Origin of the sequence: Nitratireductor sp. PBL-C9, from assembly GCF_050877045.1 — a bacterium.
GTDB lineage: Bacteria > Pseudomonadota > Alphaproteobacteria > Rhizobiales > Rhizobiaceae > Nitratireductor > Nitratireductor aquimarinus.
This window is the reverse complement of sequence record NZ_JBPAXW010000010.1, coordinates 117,510-132,565: the sequence shown is the minus strand read 5'-3', so window position 1 is coordinate 132,565 and position 15,056 is coordinate 117,510. Positions and strand designations below refer to the sequence as shown.

Here is a 15,056-nt window from a genome sequence, read left to right as displayed (position 1 = left end):
GGAAGCATCAACCATACGGGAATTGCCGCGCAATTTTTGGTTGTGTTTTCCCTGTTGTCAATGCAGGCGGGTTGCGCTGGCTTGCCTGATTGCCGTGCGTCCGTCTGAGCGCCCATCCGGCCGCACCGAACTGTTCGTGGAGCCGTTCAGTCCCGATGATACGGATGGCCTGAAAGAATGGTGGAAACACGATAGATCTGTTCGGCCAGCATCACCCGAACGATCTGGTGCGGCCATGTCTGCGCGCCGAACGCGATGGTCCGGTCTGCCATGCGCCGCAACTCGGGATCGTGCCCGTCCGGCCCGCCAATGACGATGGAAAGATGCCGCCGGCCTTCATCGCGCAAATCCGCGATGGCCTGGCTCAGTTCCCGGGAGGAGAGGTTCTTGCCGCGTTCGTCGAGCAGGAAGAGCGCCGAGCCTTCCGGGCGCATCTGCGCGATCTTGCGGCTCTCTTCGCGCCGTCTTTCGTCGGTGGATTTGGCGCGGCTTTCAGCGATCTCGCTGACGCCGGAGAATTCAAGCCCGATGGCCGGGCCGCCCTTCGAGAAGCGGTCCAGATAACGGTCCGCCAGATCCCTCTCGGGGCCGGCTTTCATCCGGCCCACGGCGCAAATCCCAATATGCATTCCAGCCTCTCTGCCCGGTGGGCGGAGGAGCCCACAAACGCCGTCAAAAAAGACGGCGGTCAGTGAACCGTTTCATCCTCAAGACCGGGCTCAAGATCGGGCGTCTGCCACATCTTTTCGATGTTGTAGAATTCCCGAACTTCCGGACGGAAGACATGAACGACGATGTCGCCCGTATCGACCAGAACCCAGTCGGCGCTTGCAAGGCCTTCGACCTTTGCATTGCCGCAGCCGGCTTCCTTCAAGGCACGGATCAGGTGATCCGCGACCGCAGCGACGTGTCGATGCGAGCGTCCCGACGCGATGATCATGTGATCGGCGAGCGGGGACTTGCCCTGAATGTCGATGGAGACGATGTTTTCCGCCTTCGAGTCTTCAAGACTCGTGAGGGCTGTTTCAACGGCCTGGGAAACCAGGTTTCGGCTGGCCTCGGCCGGCGAAGGCACGGTGTCGGCCTTCTTCGTGGTTGCTGTTCTCAGTGTCTTTCCTTTCCAATAAGAACAAGCTCACCGTGGACGCATGTCCTACGGTATCCAATAGATAGGCAGAGTCTCCTTACAGTTTCAAGACATCCGCCGATCACATGTTTTGCGAGCTTTAGCGGTTATTGCGCCCCTTTTGCCGCATTTCTGATTGCGGTCGAGGAGAGCGGGGAGCGCGGACCATGGATGAATGTCCAGGCCGGCGGCTTGCTTCTGGCGAGGATCGGCGCGTCGTCCTCGTCTATGCGGGCATGGTCGAATGTCTTCGCCATGGTGGATGAGAGAAAGGCGAGCGTTGCGCCCGGACGGTCGATCACGGCGATGGGCATGGACTGCGCGATATCGCGCCAGCGCTCCCAGCGATGGAAGTCGCGCAGGCTGTCCGCCCCCATGATCCAGACGAAGTTCACGCCGTGATTGCGCGCCTGAACCAGCTTGATCGTATCCGCCGTGAAGCGGACGCGGTGGCCGACCTCGAATGCGGTGACCTTCACGCGCGGGTCGGTGGTGCATTTCTCCGAAAGGGCGATCCGTTCGGCAAGAGGTGCGAGTTCGCGATGGCTCTTCAGCGGATTGCCGGGGGTGACGATCCACCAGAGCTGGTCGAGCCGTAACCGCCGCATGGCGATTTCCGCCACCAGCGCATGACCGGCATGGGGCGGGTTGAACGAGCCGCCAAACAGGCCGACCGCCATGCCGCGTTCCACATGCGGCATGCGCAGATAGCGCGCCGGCACCGATGGCGTCGGCGTGCTGATCGTGCTGTTCTCGTCGGACTGCTGCATCGCGAAGCGGCCGCTCAGGGCCGGGTCTGGCCGGAGCCGCGAACGCGATATTTGAACGAGGTGAGCTGTTCGACGCCCACCGGCCCGCGCGCATGCATCTTGCCGGTGGCAATGCCGATTTCCGCGCCCATGCCGAACTCGCCGCCATCGGCGAACTGGGTGGAGGCGTTGTGCAGCAGAATGGCGGAATCGATCTCGTTGAAGAAGCGCTCAACGGCTGCCGCATCTTCCGCGACGATGGCCTCGGTGTGGTGCGAGGACCATGTGCCGATATGGCGGATCGCTTCATCGACCCCGTCGACCAGCTTCACCGAAATGATGGCGTCGAGATATTCCGTGCCCCAGTCCTCTTCGGTCGCGGGTGTTGCCGAAGCAAAGCGGGCGCAGACCTCTTCATCGCCGCGAATGGCGCAGCCGGCTTCTTGCAGCGCGGTCAGAACGGGCGTGAGAAGGCGGTCGGCTGCAGCGCGATCCACCAGCAGCGTTTCAGCCGCGCCGCAGATGCCGGTGCGCCGCATCTTGGCGTTGACGGCGATGGAGACCGCCATGTCGGTGTCGGCCGAGCGGTCGAGGTAAAGGTGGCAGATGCCTTCCAGATGGGAGAAAACGGGGACACGCGCATCGCTCTGGACGCGCTCGACGAGGCTGCGCCCGCCGCGGGGCACGATGACGTCGACATTGCCGCCGAGGCCTTTCAGCATCTCGCCAACGGCGGCGCGGTCGGTGACCGGCACGCGCTGGATGGCGTCGGCGGGCAGGCCGGCCTTCTCAAGTCCTTCGACGAGGCAGGCATGGATGGCGGCGGACGAGCGCGCGGAATCAGAACCGCCGCGCAGGATCACCGCATTGCCGGCCTTGAGGCACAGCGCGCCGGCATCGGCGGTCACGTTGGGGCGGCTTTCATAGATGACGCCGATGACGCCGAGCGGCGTGCGCACGCGCTCGATCTGAAGACCGTTGGGGCGATCCCATGCGGCGATTACGCTCCCGACCGGGTCTTTCAGCGCGGCGATGGCGCGCATGCCCTCTGCAATGGCGGCGATGCGCGCGGGATCGAGCTTCAGCCGGTCGAGGAGGGCGGGCGACAGGCCTGCTTCCTCGCCGCGCGCCATGTCTTCGCGGTTGGCCTCGAGGATCGCCGCCTCATTGCGCGTGAGCGCATCGGCCATGGCTTCCAGCGCGGCGTTCTTCTCGTCTGGCGTGGCGATGGACAACGGGCCGGCGGCGGCGCGGGCGCGCGCACCGAGATCGTTCATCAGCGCGGCGATGTCCTCTGTTCTGGGCGGGTGTGCTTCAATTCGAGTGCCAGATAGGTTCATGTCCGTACCGCTTCGATCAATTGTATGAAGTCGTTAAATCCTAGATATAGGCCTAAGGAGATAACGTATAATCCCAAAATTACAGCTACAGCCGATGGTATCTTTGCAGTTGTTGTTATAAATCTCGCAATTCTCTTTGCAGACATCGGATCATACTTGTCCCCTTTTTTTTCTTCTTATATAGAATATTAATCTTTCAGATAGTCTAAGGTATATTTTGTATGGTCCGAACGCGAATGTTGAAATCGTATAGTGAATTGACATTAATATATTTATTATTACAATTGAGAAAATAAGACTTATAATGTGACTGTTTTCAAGTGATTCAAAATTAAATCCGAAAAAAGAAGTTGTGTCTTTATCGTCTTTTATTTTCTTTAAAAAAATAATTGACGTGGAAAATATTACAGCTGCAGTGGCCTTTCGAAGTGCCTTTGCGTCGGCTTGTTCACTTTGTTCCAAGTTTAATTTGGGTTGCCGATACACTCCAGTTAACCCCTTCCCAATACTAAGTCGTCTCGATGAATTAGAGAACTACGCGCTTCGTATCCGAGCACCTCGGCAATGTCGCCGCTTTTCAGACCGGCGATTTTTACGGCATCGGCGGCATCATAGGCAACCAGTCCACGGGCGACCTCGCGCCCGTCGGGGCCGTGAATGGCAACCGTGTCGCCGCGGGCGAAGCTGCCCGAAACCTGTGTGACGCCAGCCGGCAGAAGCGAGTTTCCGGCGGCAAGCGCCAGAACCGCGCCGGCATCCACGCCGATTGTGCCGGCGGGCTCAAGCTGGCCGGCGATCCATGTCTTGTAGGCGCGCACGGGTGTCGTGCTTGCCCTGAACAGGGTGGAGCGGGCGTCGCTGTCGATCGCGGCCAGCGGATTGAGCCGCGTGCCCGAGGCGATGATCATGGACGTGCCGGCCGCCGTGGCGATGCGCCCGGCATCGAGCTTGGTGCGCATGCCGCCGCGCGAAAGCTCGGAAGCAGCAGCGCCCGCCATGGCCTCGATCTGCGGCGTGATGGCGTCGACCACGGGGATGAACTGCGCATCGGGATCGCTGGCCGGCGGCGCGGTGTAGAGCCCGTCCACATCGGAGAGCAGAACCAGAAGGTCAGCGCCGAGCATGGTGGCGACGCGCGCGGCCAGGCGATCATTGTCGCCATAGCGGATCTCGCTGGTGGCGACCGTGTCGTTTTCGTTGATGACGGGCACGACGCCCATCTTGAGAAGGGTGGAGACGGTGGCGCGCACATTGAGATAGCGGCGGCGCTCTTCCGTGTCGCCGAGCGTGACGAGGATCTGGCCCGATTTGAGCCCGCGTTTGCGCAGCTCCTCGTCCCATGCGCCGGCGAGCGCGATCTGTCCCACGGAAGCCGCAGCCTGGCTTTCTTCCAGCTTCAGCGTGCGCCGCTCAATGCCGAGGATGGTGCGGCCAAGCGCGATGGCGCCGGACGACACCACCAGAACCTCAACGCCATCGGCATTGAGATTGGCGATGTCATCGACAAGCGCGGAAAGCCATTCGCGCTTCAAACCCTTCTTGCGGTCCACCAGAAGGGCGGAGCCGATCTTGACCGTGATGCGACGGTGACTGTTGAGCGCGGGGCGGGTCATGGTCTGCCTATTTCTGCCAGCGCTCATCAACCGCATCGGCGTTTTCTTCTTCGGCGCGGGCGTCCTGGATGATCTTCATCAGGGCGCGCAGCACCTCCCGCACGCCTTCGCCGGTGGCGGAAGACAGGAGGAGGGGCGTCTTTCCGCAGGCCTCTGCAAGGGCGGCCTGCTTCTCGGCGCGGGCGTCTTCATCCAGAAGATCCACCTGGCTGAGCGCGACCACCTCGGTCTTGTCGGTGAGGCCGTGGCCATAGGCGGAAAGCTCGCCGCGAATGGTCTTGTAGACGGCGGCCGGGTCTTCCTCGCGAGCGGAAACGAGATGCAGCAGAACGCGGGTGCGCTCCACATGGCCGAGGAATCGGTCGCCAATGCCGACGCCCGCATGCGCGCCCTCGATCAGGCCGGGAATGTCGGCCATGACGAATTCGCGCGCGTCGATGCGCACCACGCCGAGATTGGGGTGCAGCGTCGTGAACGGATAGTCGGCAATCTTCGGCTTGGCTGCCGTGACCGTGGCCAGGAAGGTGGACTTGCCGGCATTGGGCAGGCCGACGAGCCCGGCATCGGCGATGAGCTTGAGGCGCAGCCAGATCCACGCTTCCTCACCCGGCAGGCCGGGATTGGCCCGGCGCGGCGCCTGGTTGGTGGAGGATTTGAAGTGCTGGTTGCCGAAGCCGCCATTGCCGCCGCTGGCCAGCCTGAAGCGCTGGCCGATCTCGGTCAGATCGCAGATCAGCGTTTCATTGTCTTCCTCGAAGACCTGGGTGCCGGCCGGCACTTTGAGGATGGCGTCGCCGCCCTTCGCGCCGGTGCGGTTGCGGCCCATGCCGTGCACGCCGGTCTGGGCCTTGAAATGCTGCTGGTAGCGATAGTCGATAAGTGTGTTGAGACCCTGAACGGCCTCCACCCAGACATCGCCGCCGCGCCCGCCATCGCCGCCATCGGGACCGCCGAACTCGATATATTTCTCGCGTCGGAACGAAACGGAACCCGCGCCGCCATCGCCGGAGCGGATATAGACTTTGGCCTGATCGAGAAATTTCATGGTTTTGGACCGTCTTTCCGTAACGTTGCGCTGAACCGTCTACAGCATTGCGCGCTGAAGTGCGAGAGCAGACAGGGCGCGCGTGCCTGCCTGCTCTCGTCTCAATTTCTCAAGCGCCCCAGCTTCTGAGGCTGACCCAGGTGCGGCGGTCGAGCTGGTAGCGCTCGACGGGCACCCGGCCGGCCACCACGGAATCCATCATGCCCTGACCGGCAAACTGGAAGCCGCATTTGTGAATGACGCGGCGCGAGGCGGTGTTGGTGACGCGGCAGGAAACATTGAGCCGGTCGATATCCGTGGCGCGGAAGGCGAGGTCCACCAGGGCGTGGGCCGCTTCCGTTGCGTAGCCGCGCCCCCAGTAGGGTTCGCCGATCCAGTATCCCATCTCAAGACCGTGGGCGCGGTTTTCCAGGCCCGCGCAACCGATGAAGGCGCCGCTTTCGGACAGGGTGATGGCATAGGTGCAGCCGCTGATCGCGCCGGCGCGAATGCTGGACAGAAAACTGTGTGCGTCGGCAACGCGATAGGGATTGGGCAGACGGCCGAGCATTTCGGCCAGATGCCGGTTGTTGGCGAGTTCCACCAGCTCGGTCACATCGTCATCGCGCGGGATGCGCAGGACGAGGCGTTCCGTGACCAGAACGGGACAATCTATGCTGACGCTGGGACTTTCACCCTCGATGTCTTCACTTTCGGCGACCATTTTTTCCTCCGGACAATAGAAAAGGGGAGATGGCGACCCATCTCCCCTTTTTGAACCTATTTCCGGAATGTCCAGACACCGGTCCCCGAGATGGGTCGCCGGTGTTTGGTGCGCGGACCGGCTATTCCGCGGCTTCCAGAATTGGGTTTACAGATACGTACGTTCGGCCGTTTGCCTTCTTGGCAAAGGACACGGAACCAGCCTCAAGCGCAAAAATCGTATGATCTTTGCCCATGCCGACATTGGTGCCGGGATGCCATTTCGTGCCGCGCTGACGGATGATGATGTTGCCGGCGCGAACCTGCTCGCCGCCGAACTTCTTCACACCAAGGCGTTTGGACTCGGAATCGCGACCGTTGCGCGACGAACCACCAGCTTTTTTGTGTGCCATTTCGCTTGCTCCTTTGCGCCCTTGAGAGCGCTCGTATTCCTATTGCGCCGTCAGGCGCCCGATTTCAACCCTGCGGCGATTATTTCGCCAGTTCTGCGGCCTGCTCGCGCCAGTCCTTGATCTGGTCGGCGCTGAACGGCATGGCCTCATCGATGCGCACCACGTCCTCGTCGGTGAGGGCGGCCACCTGAGCGTAGGTGGTGATGCCCTGCTCGGCGAGCTGGCCGGCTGCGACCGGGCCGATGCCCTTGATCTTCGTCAGATCGTCGGGCTCGCCTGCCGGAGCGGTGAAGAGCGGAGCTGCCGCTGCGGGCGCTTCCGTCTTTGCTTCGGCCTTCTTCGGCGCGGCTTCTTTCTTGGCGGCTGCCTTCTTCGACGGCTTCGCTCCGCCCGTCAGGATCTCGGAGATCCGCACGGTGGTCAGAAGCTGACGATGACCGCGCTTGCGGCGCGAATTCTGGCGGCGACGCTTCTTGAACGCGATGACCTTCTTGCCGCGGCCCTGCTCGACCACTTCGGCAGCCACGCTGGCGCCTTCAACGAGCGGCGCGCCGAACGCCACGTCTTCGCCCTCGCCAACGGCGAGAACGTCTGCAAACTGAATGATCTCACCGGGCTCGCCGGCGATGAGTTCGACCTGAAGCAGGTCGTTGGCGGAAACGCGGTACTGCTTGCCGCCGGTTTTAATGACTGCGAACATCTTTTTTCCTTTCGGTGTCCGGTCCGGCTTTGGTCCACGACTTTGTGGCCTGCCGTCTTTTTGTCAGTCCTGAGGGTTAAACGCCATGCGGCGCAGGGCTTTCCCACGTCGCAGGACGCGTGTCCATAACGGAAGCTTGGCACAAGGTCAAGTTGACGGGTTGAAAATGCCGCAGATTGGCCCTTGTGTCGGAGGCGATGACCGGTTATCTAGTGCGCCGCGCTGGCAACAGCAGACCAGCATCTCGCGGAGAGGTGGCTGAGTGGTTGAAAGCACCGCACTCGAAATGCGGCATACTCGCAAGGGTATCGGGGGTTCGAATCCCTCCCTCTCCGCCATACATCGCTGATGCCCTTCTGGGGCGCGATGCTATCATTGATCATCTTGCCGCCTTCAAGTGACGCAGAGAGCTGGGGTTTCTGCGATGCACATCGTCTGTCTTGAGGTTTAGGGGCGACGCAGTCGATACTGATTCTTTCATCCCATGGTCACTGCGGCTTCCCATAAGCTGTCGTTTCTGGGGCACCCATCTATCGACATAAGCAGTGCCGGAGGCGGACCTTCGCTGTGCTTGCAAAAAATAAGCACTGCGGTTGGTTGAGATCGCTGAAAAGCATCCCTGCAATCAAACCCAATCGGAAGATTCCAAATCAAATCGGCCATAATTGCAGGGAGGGGCGCAAAGACTTTCTGGTTGATGCACTTCTTATGACCTAATCACCATGGGCCAGGGGGGGGGGCGTCAGCGCTCATTTCTCGCGAAGAATTGGGAGCTTTCTCAAGGCTGCAGATGATGAATCTTCAAAAGATTTGTTAAACAGCTCTACGCTTTGAGCAGCCCTTATGCCAATGTACAAGCCATAATCCAGGATCAGGGCCAAGTACTTTCGCCCCGCTTCATGCGGCGTAATTCCTTCACTGATAACGTGGAGAAAGCGCAGTTGAACTAGGCTAGTTACCTGCTTAAACAGATTGGATGAGTTGTCGATCTCAATCAGGAAGGCGTTCTGCCTTTTCTCCTTAATGCAGAAGTTTTTGATAATCTCCAAGGCAGCCTTAAGGTCATCGGCTTGCTCCGATGCGTCCTGTTCCAAATCGCGGTGCTTGATAGTTAAGGCTTCCGATGCTGCCTGATTGACATTGGAAACCGTCACTCTTCCCCTATTTTCTATGTTAGCCTTCTGTATTGCCTGGGAGAATAGGTAAATTGCGTCGCGTGGGACACCTGCTGAAACCCATGTCAATCGAGGTATAACCTCAGCAGAACTACACAGACGTCTGATTGATGAAAGCCCAGCAAACCGAGCGTGGGCATCGAGAATCGCTTCAATGTGGCTCGTTGTTTTCTCTGGTGTCGTCAGGTTGTAATCTAGATGTATGGCTTGCGCATCATGCGGTAGCTCGAGTCCAATTCGTTCGGTGGTGTCATAAGTTCTTGTAAGGTTCTCAATCGCGCTGATCTTTAGAAAAATCTGGTTTCCCCTTGCGATCGAGTAAAGAATATCAAGTATTCTTGATTGGAGTGCGCGGCCAAGAACATGTATATCATCAACGAACAGGAAAATTTCTGATTCCCTTGTCAGTTTTCCGAGTTCGCGCCGTAGTCTTACGGCCAATTTTTTGTACTCGAGAAATTCTGGTGCGCATCTTTCTACTAGGTTCTGTAGTTCGGTCAGGCGATTGCTCTGACCAAATTTGGCTTCAATTTCAGAAACTAGATCGGAGAGCACATCTCCAATAACTCCATCATCGTTCCGTCTCGAATACGCTTGAAAATCTAGCCAAACTGAAGGTCGATTCTCTCGCTCCCTTGAAGTTAGGCTGTACAAGAGGAGCATCGATTTTCCAGCACCGCGCCGGCCAAAAACGATGTGATTTGCGTTAGAAACAATTTGCTCCTCAGCGCCAGAAACCGTTTCAATGTAGCGAGAAAATAGTTCGTCTCCAAAACTGTGCTTATGCACAGTTTGGCTCTCAGAGAGCAGCTTGAGCAGCAATCTCACTTCTGGCCCAGAAACGATCTTATCTCTGGAGACTTGCTTCAAAGTGGCGATGATATATTCGCTTTCAGAGCCGAGTACGTTCGTCGTTGCTCTGGAGAGGTCGTCAAAAAGCCGGTCTTCTGGGCTACTTACGAAAATGACGATTGCAGTCCCTTGTGAAGTTGGCTTGAATTGGTGATCAAGCCCCCTTAGCCCAGACAGCTTTTCGAATTCTGCTTTTATCTCAAGAAGCTTTGGGATTCCGATATTCATATTTGCCCCCTAAGATTCAATCCGCGCCTTTCCAGATACGCTTTTGTTTCTCTGAGGAAGTCTCTTGTGAGAGTTTCCGCATCGACTTGTCTGATGAATAGATCTTGAGCTCTGGCGCTATGGTCATAATCACATTTGTTTCGGTCGTCCCTAAGCTCTTTCAATCGCGTGCTGTAGGTCGCTCGATTGTTAAAATCTGATGGCAGGTCGCCGATCTTTTTATGGTCTGACGAATCGGTTGAGTGAGTTCCCTGAACCAAGTATCTTATCGCCTTGGACCCGTTGTAAGCGCCATAGTAGAAACGGGAAACTCGCTGCCGCCAGTGAGAATGGTTCTGGACTTTAGCGAAGCGATAGTGCTTCACGCCAAGGTAAAACATCGCTTGCGCCTGCAGCTTTTGCTGCTCGTTTATTAGCTCGATCTGATCGGGTTCGATGAGGCCGTCAAGAATTCCGACCAACTTCATCGGATTACCAAGTTTTAGAAAATCTCTGTGCAAATCCGGTCACTCTTCTCATGTAACGAGATAGTACCCATTACGATCCGAAAAACCACCGAAAAGTTAGAATGATAGGTTAGGCGCCTGAACCACTTTTTTGTGGGCTCGGTCGGCGAGCCAAGCATGAAGACAAGAAGCGTCTGGATGTCCGCTCGGCCTACTTTGCAACGATATGTTCGCGCCTGCAGCGAGCTTCTGTTTCCCGCCCATAGGAGCCATTCGCCCTTCTCTTAATTTGGAGGAGCGCAGCTCAGGTTTCGCTCTCCGCCTAAACACCCATCGCCCCCTCGATAAAGCTCCAGAGCGCGGCCTTGCCGGCTTGGGGCTTTTCTTCCAGCAGGGTTCTGAGCGCGCGGCCTTCGATGACATCCAGAAGGAGGCGGGCGGTTTCTTTTGGGGTGTCGAAGGGGCGGAACGCGCCGCTCTCGGAACCGCGGGCGAGCAGGTCGGCCAGGGCCGTTATCAGCGCTGCGCGGTTGTCGGAGAAAAGAGCGGCGATCCGGGGGGCGCGGATGGCTTCTGACAGTATTTCCAGGCCAAGCACCGCATTCTCCGGGCGTGACGCATAGGCGGCGTAGTCGCTGACGAAGCGCCTGAGCGTTGCGTGCGGATCGCGCCCTTCGGTCAAAATCGTGCAGAATGGCCGAAGCTCATCGGCTTCGAGCCGCGCGATCTCGGCCAGAACGGCCTCTTTTCCCGAAAAATGATTGTAGAGATTGCCAAGGCTGATGCCGGCGCGGCGGGCAATGTCGCGCACGCCTGTCTGGTGATAGCCGGCTTCCAGAAAGCAGGCCAGCGCGGCCTCCACGATCTGCAGCCTGCGCGGATGTGCGGCGGGTTTTGTCTTCTCGGCCATCTTGCAGTCCCGGCTTTTGATCTCTAAATGAACGAACGACCGTTCATATATTGGTGGATGACGGTGGGCGAGGCAAGGGATCCGGCAAGGGATCCGGGGCGATAGCCACAGGATTTCGGCGGTGCATCGGTTTCAGGCAGGCTGGAGAAAGCGGTGATGGATCTTATGGGTTTGTGGCGGCAGGGCGCAGGGGTGGCGGGGCATGGCTGACGCTGTTGTGATGGAGACGGCGCGGTCGCGCGCCCGTCTCGAAGGGCTCGACCTTGCGCGCTTTCTGGCCTTTGTCGGCATGGTGATCGTGAATTTCACGATTGTGATGGGGGCTGGGGCTGAGACCGGGGCCGGAGCTGAGGCCGGTGTTGAAGGCGGTGGCGGGCTTCTGGCCGGAATGACGCTGCTGCTGGAAGGGCGGGCGGCGGCGACCTTCGTGGTGCTCGCCGGGCTGGGACTGGGGCTCGCCGCATCGCGGGGCATGGAGCGCACGGTTTCCGACACGATCAGGCGGGCGCTGTTTCTGCTGGTCGTCGGCCTCTTGAACAGCCTCATCTTCGATGCGGACATTCTGCATTACTACGCGTTCTACTTCCTGTTCGGCGTCTTCCTTCTTCCATTGCGCACATGGACGCTGGTCTGGGTGATCGTGGCGCTCAACATCGCCTTTGTGGGGATGAACTTTGTGCTGGATTACGATACCGGGCGCGACTGGGTGGATTACAGCTATGCCGATTTCTGGACGCCGGCGGGCTTTGTACGAAACCTCTTCTTCAATGGCTGGCATCCGGTCATTCCGTGGCTTGGTTTTCTGCTGTTCGGCGTGATCCTGAGCCGGCTTGATCTTGGCGAAAGGCGCGTCCGCAATGCGCTTGCGCTGGGCGGGCTGGCGGCGTTTCTTCTGGCGGAAGTGCTGGCGGCGCGGCTTCAGCCGCTTCTGGGCGCAATCGACCCGGAGCTTGCCTATCTGGTCGCAACGGGGCCGGTGCCGCCCATGCCGCTCTACACGCTGGCGGGGATGGGCGTGGCGTCCCTGGTCATCGGGCTTTGCCTCTCGCTGGCCGAGCGGCCGGCAATGGCTCCGGTGATGCGGGCGGTGGTGCCTGCGGGGCGGCAGACGCTGACGCTCTACATCGCGCATATCGTGGTGGGCATGGGCGCGCTGGAGGCGCTTGGCATGCTGGGCGGGCAGACGCCGGGGGCGGCGGTTCTGGCGGCGCTGATCTTCTGCGCGGCCTCGGCGGTGTTCGCCTTTGTCTGGTCGCGCGCCTTCAAACGCGGGCCGGTGGAGACGCTGATGCGGTGGGTTGCCGGATAGGCTGAGGCCGGGCGTTCGGTTTTCGTGAGGGCGGCCCTCTGAACAATCGATTGGATTGAGCGGGCCGGAAATGAGCAGTGTCGCCGCGTTGTATTTTCACGAGGCGCGTTCATTTCATGTCGGAGCAGACTTTATCGCGGGCGAGCGGGCGGGCACCCGCAGCGGCGCAGCCGGGTGGGGGACCCGCGCGGAATACGCTGAAATCAATCGGCATCGCGGTTGCGGCAGGCGCTGTGGGACTGCTGACCGCTTCTTCCCTGCCGGTTCCGATGGCGCTTGCGGCGGGGCTCGCCGTCTTCTGCATCGGCATGTGGGCGACGGCGGCTGCGCCGGAATACTGGACCGCGCTTGTGTTTTTTCTGGTGGCGGTGCTGTCGGGCGTCGCGCCGCCCCGGACGGTGTTTTCCGGGTTTTATTCATCGACCTTCTGGCTGCTGTTCGGCGGGATCATTCTGGGCGCCTCGATCCGTTACACGGGGCTTGGCGCGCGCATGGCGGCGGCGCTCTCGGGCATGCTTGGAACGCGCTATTCCACGGTGATCATGGGGGTGACGGCGTTCAGTCTGGCGCTGGCTTTCGTGATGCCGTCTTCCATTGGCCGGATCGTGCTGCTTCTGCCGATCGTCATCGGGCTTGCCGATCACATGGGCTATGGCGCGGGCGCGAACGGGCGCACGGGGATGATTGCGGCTGCGGCCTTCGGCACGTTTCTGCCGGCCTTCACGATCCTGCCTGCAAACGCGCCGAACATGATCATGGCCGGCATGGCGGAAACGCTTTATGGCGCGCGCTTTTCCTATTGGGGCTACCTGCTGGCGCATTTTCCCGTGCTTGGCCTGCTCAAGACCGGGGTGCTGGTCGTGCTGATCCTGAAGATGTTTCCCGATGGCGATCCGCAACGCCAGCCGGCGGCGCATGACCGGGCGACGGCCATGACGCCTGCGGAAAAGCGGCTTGCGCTGGTTTTGGCGCTGTGCCTCGCGCTGTGGCTGACGGATGCGCTTCATCAGATATCGCCGGGCTGGATTGCACTGGCGGCGGCGCTTTATTGCCTGTGGCCTGCTTCAGGGCTGACATCGAAAAAGTGCATCAATGAAGAGGTGAATTACGCATCGCTCTTCTTCGTTGCCGGCATTCTGGGGCTTGGCGCGGTGATCTCGTCCACCGGGCTTGGCGAGGCGGTGGTGGCGGGGCTGAGCGGGCATGCGGATTTCTCGGTCGACCGGCCGGTCTGGAATGTGGTGATGCTCACCGGCATCTCGACGGTGGTGGCGATGATCACCAATCTGCCGGGGGTTCCCGCTGTCATGACGCCGATGGCGGAGAAACTGGCCGTGCTGACGGGATTGCCGCTGACGACGGTTTTGATGACGCAGGTTCTCGCCTTCTCCAATGTGTTCCTGCCCTATCAGGCCCCGCCGTTGATCATGGCGATGCAGCTGGGCAATCTGCCAGCGGGTGCTGTCGCGCGCCTGTGTCTTGCCCTGTTCGTCATCGGCCTTGTCGTGCTCCTGCCGCTTGATCTTGTGTGGTGGCATGTGCTCGGACTGGTATAGGAATGAATGCAGACCAATCTGGCGCGGAGCGCGGTGATGGACATCCAGCAGCTGAGAACATTTGTCGCCGTTGCGCGCGAGGGAAGCATCACGCGCGCCTCGGAGCGGGTTCATCTCAGCCAGCCCGCCGTCAGCGCTCACATCAAGGCGATGGAGGATACGCTGGGGCTTGCGCTGTTCGAGCGGACCCCGCGCGGCATGGATCTGACGCGCGACGGCGAACGCCTGCTGGAAAGGGCCGAGCAGACGCTGGCCGCGCATCGTGCGCTTCTCGAGGAGGCGGCGCGGATCAAGAGCACCCTGACCGGACGTCTGCGGCTTGGCATGGGGTGCAATTCCGGGACGGAAGCGCTTGGCCATCTGATGACGGGGTTTGCCGAGCGCTATCCGCAGGTGGATGTGGTGCTGCGGCACGGCACATCGCGCTCGATTGCCGAGGGCGTTCGCAATGGCAGCCTCGATGCCGGTTTCTACAATGAGACGGGTGAGCCGGAAGCAGATCTGAGCGTTGTCGAGATTTCGCGGTTCGCCATCTATCTTGCGGGCCCGCCGGGAATGGCGGTGGCGAAAGACGGTCCCGACTGGCGCAGGCTGGCGGATTTTCCGTGGATCTGCCCGGCCCCGGACACATGTTGCGGCGAGGCGGCGGAAGCGCTCTTTTGCCGGTACAATTTTCGCCCCGAGCGCATCATCAGCGTTGACCGGGAGCAGGTCACGCGGACGCTGATCGCCGGCGGGGTGGGGGTCGGGCTGTTGCATGCGGACGCCGCGCGCGAGGCCGAGGCGGCTGGCGAGGTGGAGCTGATCTGCGAGGCTCTGGCTGCGACGCGGCTTCTTTTCGCCTGCCTCAGGGAGCGCGTGGACGACCCGCTTCTGCGCGCGGCCAACGCCATCGTCACCGCCACGCTCTGAC

15 protein-coding genes and 1 tRNA gene are annotated in these 15,056 nt (G+C 60.2%); 4 read left to right on the top strand and 12 right to left on the bottom strand.

Features of this window, described 5'->3' with window-relative positions; genetic code table 11:
* Positions 1–146: 146 nt before the first annotated feature.
* The 9 genes from rlmH to rplU form a co-directional block, all read right to left on the bottom strand.
* The gene (gene rlmH / locus ACRTG1_RS20305; RefSeq protein ID WP_432516998.1) at positions 147–629 is read right to left on the bottom strand and encodes a 23S rRNA (pseudouridine(1915)-N(3))-methyltransferase RlmH; all 483 of its coding nucleotides are present in this window, start codon (positions 627–629) and stop codon (positions 147–149) included.
* Between the two features lie 59 nt (positions 630–688).
* A complete protein-coding gene (rsfS, locus tag ACRTG1_RS20300) occupies positions 689–1,075 on the bottom strand; it encodes a ribosome silencing factor (protein WP_113153422.1) in 387 nt (128 codons plus the stop codon).
* Between the two features lie 158 nt (positions 1,076–1,233).
* Positions 1,234–1,827: a nicotinate-nucleotide adenylyltransferase gene (locus ACRTG1_RS20295; RefSeq protein ID WP_432517063.1), complete on the bottom strand. Its 594-nt coding sequence runs from the start codon at positions 1,825–1,827 to the stop codon at positions 1,234–1,236.
* 83 nt (positions 1,828–1,910) lie between these two features.
* Positions 1,911–3,152 carry a glutamate-5-semialdehyde dehydrogenase gene (locus ACRTG1_RS20290; protein ID WP_432516995.1) on the bottom strand — a complete coding sequence of 414 codons (1,242 nt, stop codon included), beginning with the start codon at positions 3,150–3,152 and terminating at the stop codon, positions 1,911–1,913.
* 554 nt (positions 3,153–3,706) lie between these two features.
* Positions 3,707–4,828 (bottom strand): glutamate 5-kinase, encoded by a 1,122-nt coding sequence (proB, locus tag ACRTG1_RS20285; protein WP_432516994.1) that lies wholly within the window; start codon positions 4,826–4,828, stop codon positions 3,707–3,709.
* A 7-nt stretch (positions 4,829–4,835) separates the two neighbouring features.
* The gene (gene obgE / locus ACRTG1_RS20280; RefSeq protein ID WP_432516992.1) at positions 4,836–5,873 is read right to left on the bottom strand and encodes a GTPase ObgE; all 1,038 of its coding nucleotides are present in this window, start codon (positions 5,871–5,873) and stop codon (positions 4,836–4,838) included.
* 109 nt (positions 5,874–5,982) lie between these two features.
* The gene (locus tag ACRTG1_RS20275; RefSeq protein ID WP_206545716.1) at positions 5,983–6,576 is read right to left on the bottom strand and encodes a GNAT family N-acetyltransferase; all 594 of its coding nucleotides are present in this window, start codon (positions 6,574–6,576) and stop codon (positions 5,983–5,985) included.
* A 121-nt stretch (positions 6,577–6,697) separates the two neighbouring features.
* Complete coding sequence (gene rpmA, locus ACRTG1_RS20270; protein ID WP_113153417.1) at positions 6,698–6,967, bottom strand: 50S ribosomal protein L27; 270 nt, start codon at positions 6,965–6,967, stop codon at positions 6,698–6,700.
* Between the two features lie 79 nt (positions 6,968–7,046).
* Positions 7,047–7,667, bottom strand: coding sequence for a 50S ribosomal protein L21 (rplU, locus tag ACRTG1_RS20265; RefSeq protein WP_113153416.1), 621 nt, complete (start codon positions 7,665–7,667; stop codon positions 7,047–7,049).
* Positions 7,668–7,915: 248 nt separating this feature from the next.
* Between rplU and ACRTG1_RS20260 the strand changes: the two genes are divergently transcribed.
* Positions 7,916–8,005: transfer RNA gene (locus tag ACRTG1_RS20260), tRNA-Ser, on the top strand.
* A gap of 411 nt (positions 8,006–8,416) precedes the next feature.
* On the opposite strand, the gene ACRTG1_RS20255 is transcribed toward ACRTG1_RS20260, so the two are convergent.
* The 3 genes from ACRTG1_RS20255 to ACRTG1_RS20245 all read right to left on the bottom strand — a co-directional run bounded on the left by ACRTG1_RS20255 (position 8,417) and on the right by ACRTG1_RS20245 (position 11,278).
* On the bottom strand, positions 8,417–9,922 hold the full coding sequence (locus tag ACRTG1_RS20255; RefSeq protein WP_432516991.1) for a hypothetical protein: 1,506 nt from the start codon (positions 9,920–9,922) through the stop codon (positions 8,417–8,419).
* Entirely contained in the window at positions 9,919–10,389 is a 471-nt protein-coding gene (locus tag ACRTG1_RS20250) for a hypothetical protein (RefSeq protein WP_113153414.1), read from the bottom strand. The genes ACRTG1_RS20255 and ACRTG1_RS20250 overlap by 4 nt, the downstream gene beginning before the upstream one ends.
* 301 nt (positions 10,390–10,690) lie before the next feature.
* On the bottom strand, positions 10,691–11,278 hold the full coding sequence (locus tag ACRTG1_RS20245; RefSeq protein ID WP_432516990.1) for a TetR/AcrR family transcriptional regulator: 588 nt from the start codon (positions 11,276–11,278) through the stop codon (positions 10,691–10,693).
* Between the two features lie 202 nt (positions 11,279–11,480).
* Between ACRTG1_RS20245 and ACRTG1_RS20240 the strand changes: the two genes are divergently transcribed.
* The 3 genes from ACRTG1_RS20240 to ACRTG1_RS20230 all read left to right on the top strand — a co-directional run bounded on the left by ACRTG1_RS20240 (position 11,481) and on the right by ACRTG1_RS20230 (position 15,055).
* Positions 11,481–12,587 carry a DUF418 domain-containing protein gene (locus ACRTG1_RS20240; protein WP_432516988.1) on the top strand — a complete coding sequence of 369 codons (1,107 nt, stop codon included), beginning with the start codon at positions 11,481–11,483 and terminating at the stop codon, positions 12,585–12,587.
* 116 nt (positions 12,588–12,703) lie between these two features.
* Entirely contained in the window at positions 12,704–14,143 is a 1,440-nt protein-coding gene (locus tag ACRTG1_RS20235; RefSeq protein ID WP_432516986.1) for an SLC13 family permease, read from the top strand.
* A gap of 36 nt (positions 14,144–14,179) precedes the next feature.
* The gene (locus ACRTG1_RS20230; RefSeq protein ID WP_432516984.1) at positions 14,180–15,055 is read left to right on the top strand and encodes a LysR family transcriptional regulator; all 876 of its coding nucleotides are present in this window, start codon (positions 14,180–14,182) and stop codon (positions 15,053–15,055) included.
* The last annotated feature ends 1 nt before the right edge of the window (position 15,056 follow it).

What these genes read in the sequence shown, in the direction of transcription:
- rlmH (WP_432516998.1), bottom strand. Translation starts at nt 629, where the DNA reads ATGCATATTGGGATTTGCGCCGTGGGCCGGATGAAAGCCGGCCCCGAG.
- ACRTG1_RS20295 (WP_432517063.1), bottom strand. Translation starts at nt 1,827, where the DNA reads ATGCCGCATGTGGAACGCGGCATGGCGGTCGGCCTGTTTGGCGGCTCG.
- ACRTG1_RS20290 (WP_432516995.1), bottom strand. Translation starts at nt 3,152, where the DNA reads ATGAACGATCTCGGTGCGCGCGCCCGCGCCGCCGCCGGCCCGTTGTCC.
- proB (WP_432516994.1), bottom strand. Translation starts at nt 4,828, where the DNA reads ATGACCCGCCCCGCGCTCAACAGTCACCGTCGCATCACGGTCAAGATC.
- obgE (WP_432516992.1), bottom strand. Translation starts at nt 5,873, where the DNA reads ATGAAATTTCTCGATCAGGCCAAAGTCTATATCCGCTCCGGCGATGGC.
- ACRTG1_RS20275 (WP_206545716.1), bottom strand. Translation starts at nt 6,576, where the DNA reads ATGGTCGCCGAAAGTGAAGACATCGAGGGTGAAAGTCCCAGCGTCAGC.
- rpmA (WP_113153417.1), bottom strand. Translation starts at nt 6,967, where the DNA reads ATGGCACACAAAAAAGCTGGTGGTTCGTCGCGCAACGGTCGCGATTCC.
- rplU (WP_113153416.1), bottom strand. Translation starts at nt 7,667, where the DNA reads ATGTTCGCAGTCATTAAAACCGGCGGCAAGCAGTACCGCGTTTCCGCC.
- ACRTG1_RS20255 (WP_432516991.1), bottom strand. Translation starts at nt 9,922, where the DNA reads ATGAATATCGGAATCCCAAAGCTTCTTGAGATAAAAGCAGAATTCGAA.
- ACRTG1_RS20250 (WP_113153414.1), bottom strand. Translation starts at nt 10,389, where the DNA reads ATGAAGTTGGTCGGAATTCTTGACGGCCTCATCGAACCCGATCAGATC.
- ACRTG1_RS20245 (WP_432516990.1), bottom strand. Translation starts at nt 11,278, where the DNA reads ATGGCCGAGAAGACAAAACCCGCCGCACATCCGCGCAGGCTGCAGATC.
- ACRTG1_RS20240 (WP_432516988.1), top strand. Translation starts at nt 11,481, where the DNA reads ATGGCTGACGCTGTTGTGATGGAGACGGCGCGGTCGCGCGCCCGTCTC.
- ACRTG1_RS20235 (WP_432516986.1), top strand. Translation starts at nt 12,704, where the DNA reads ATGTCGGAGCAGACTTTATCGCGGGCGAGCGGGCGGGCACCCGCAGCG.
- ACRTG1_RS20230 (WP_432516984.1), top strand. Translation starts at nt 14,180, where the DNA reads ATGGACATCCAGCAGCTGAGAACATTTGTCGCCGTTGCGCGCGAGGGA.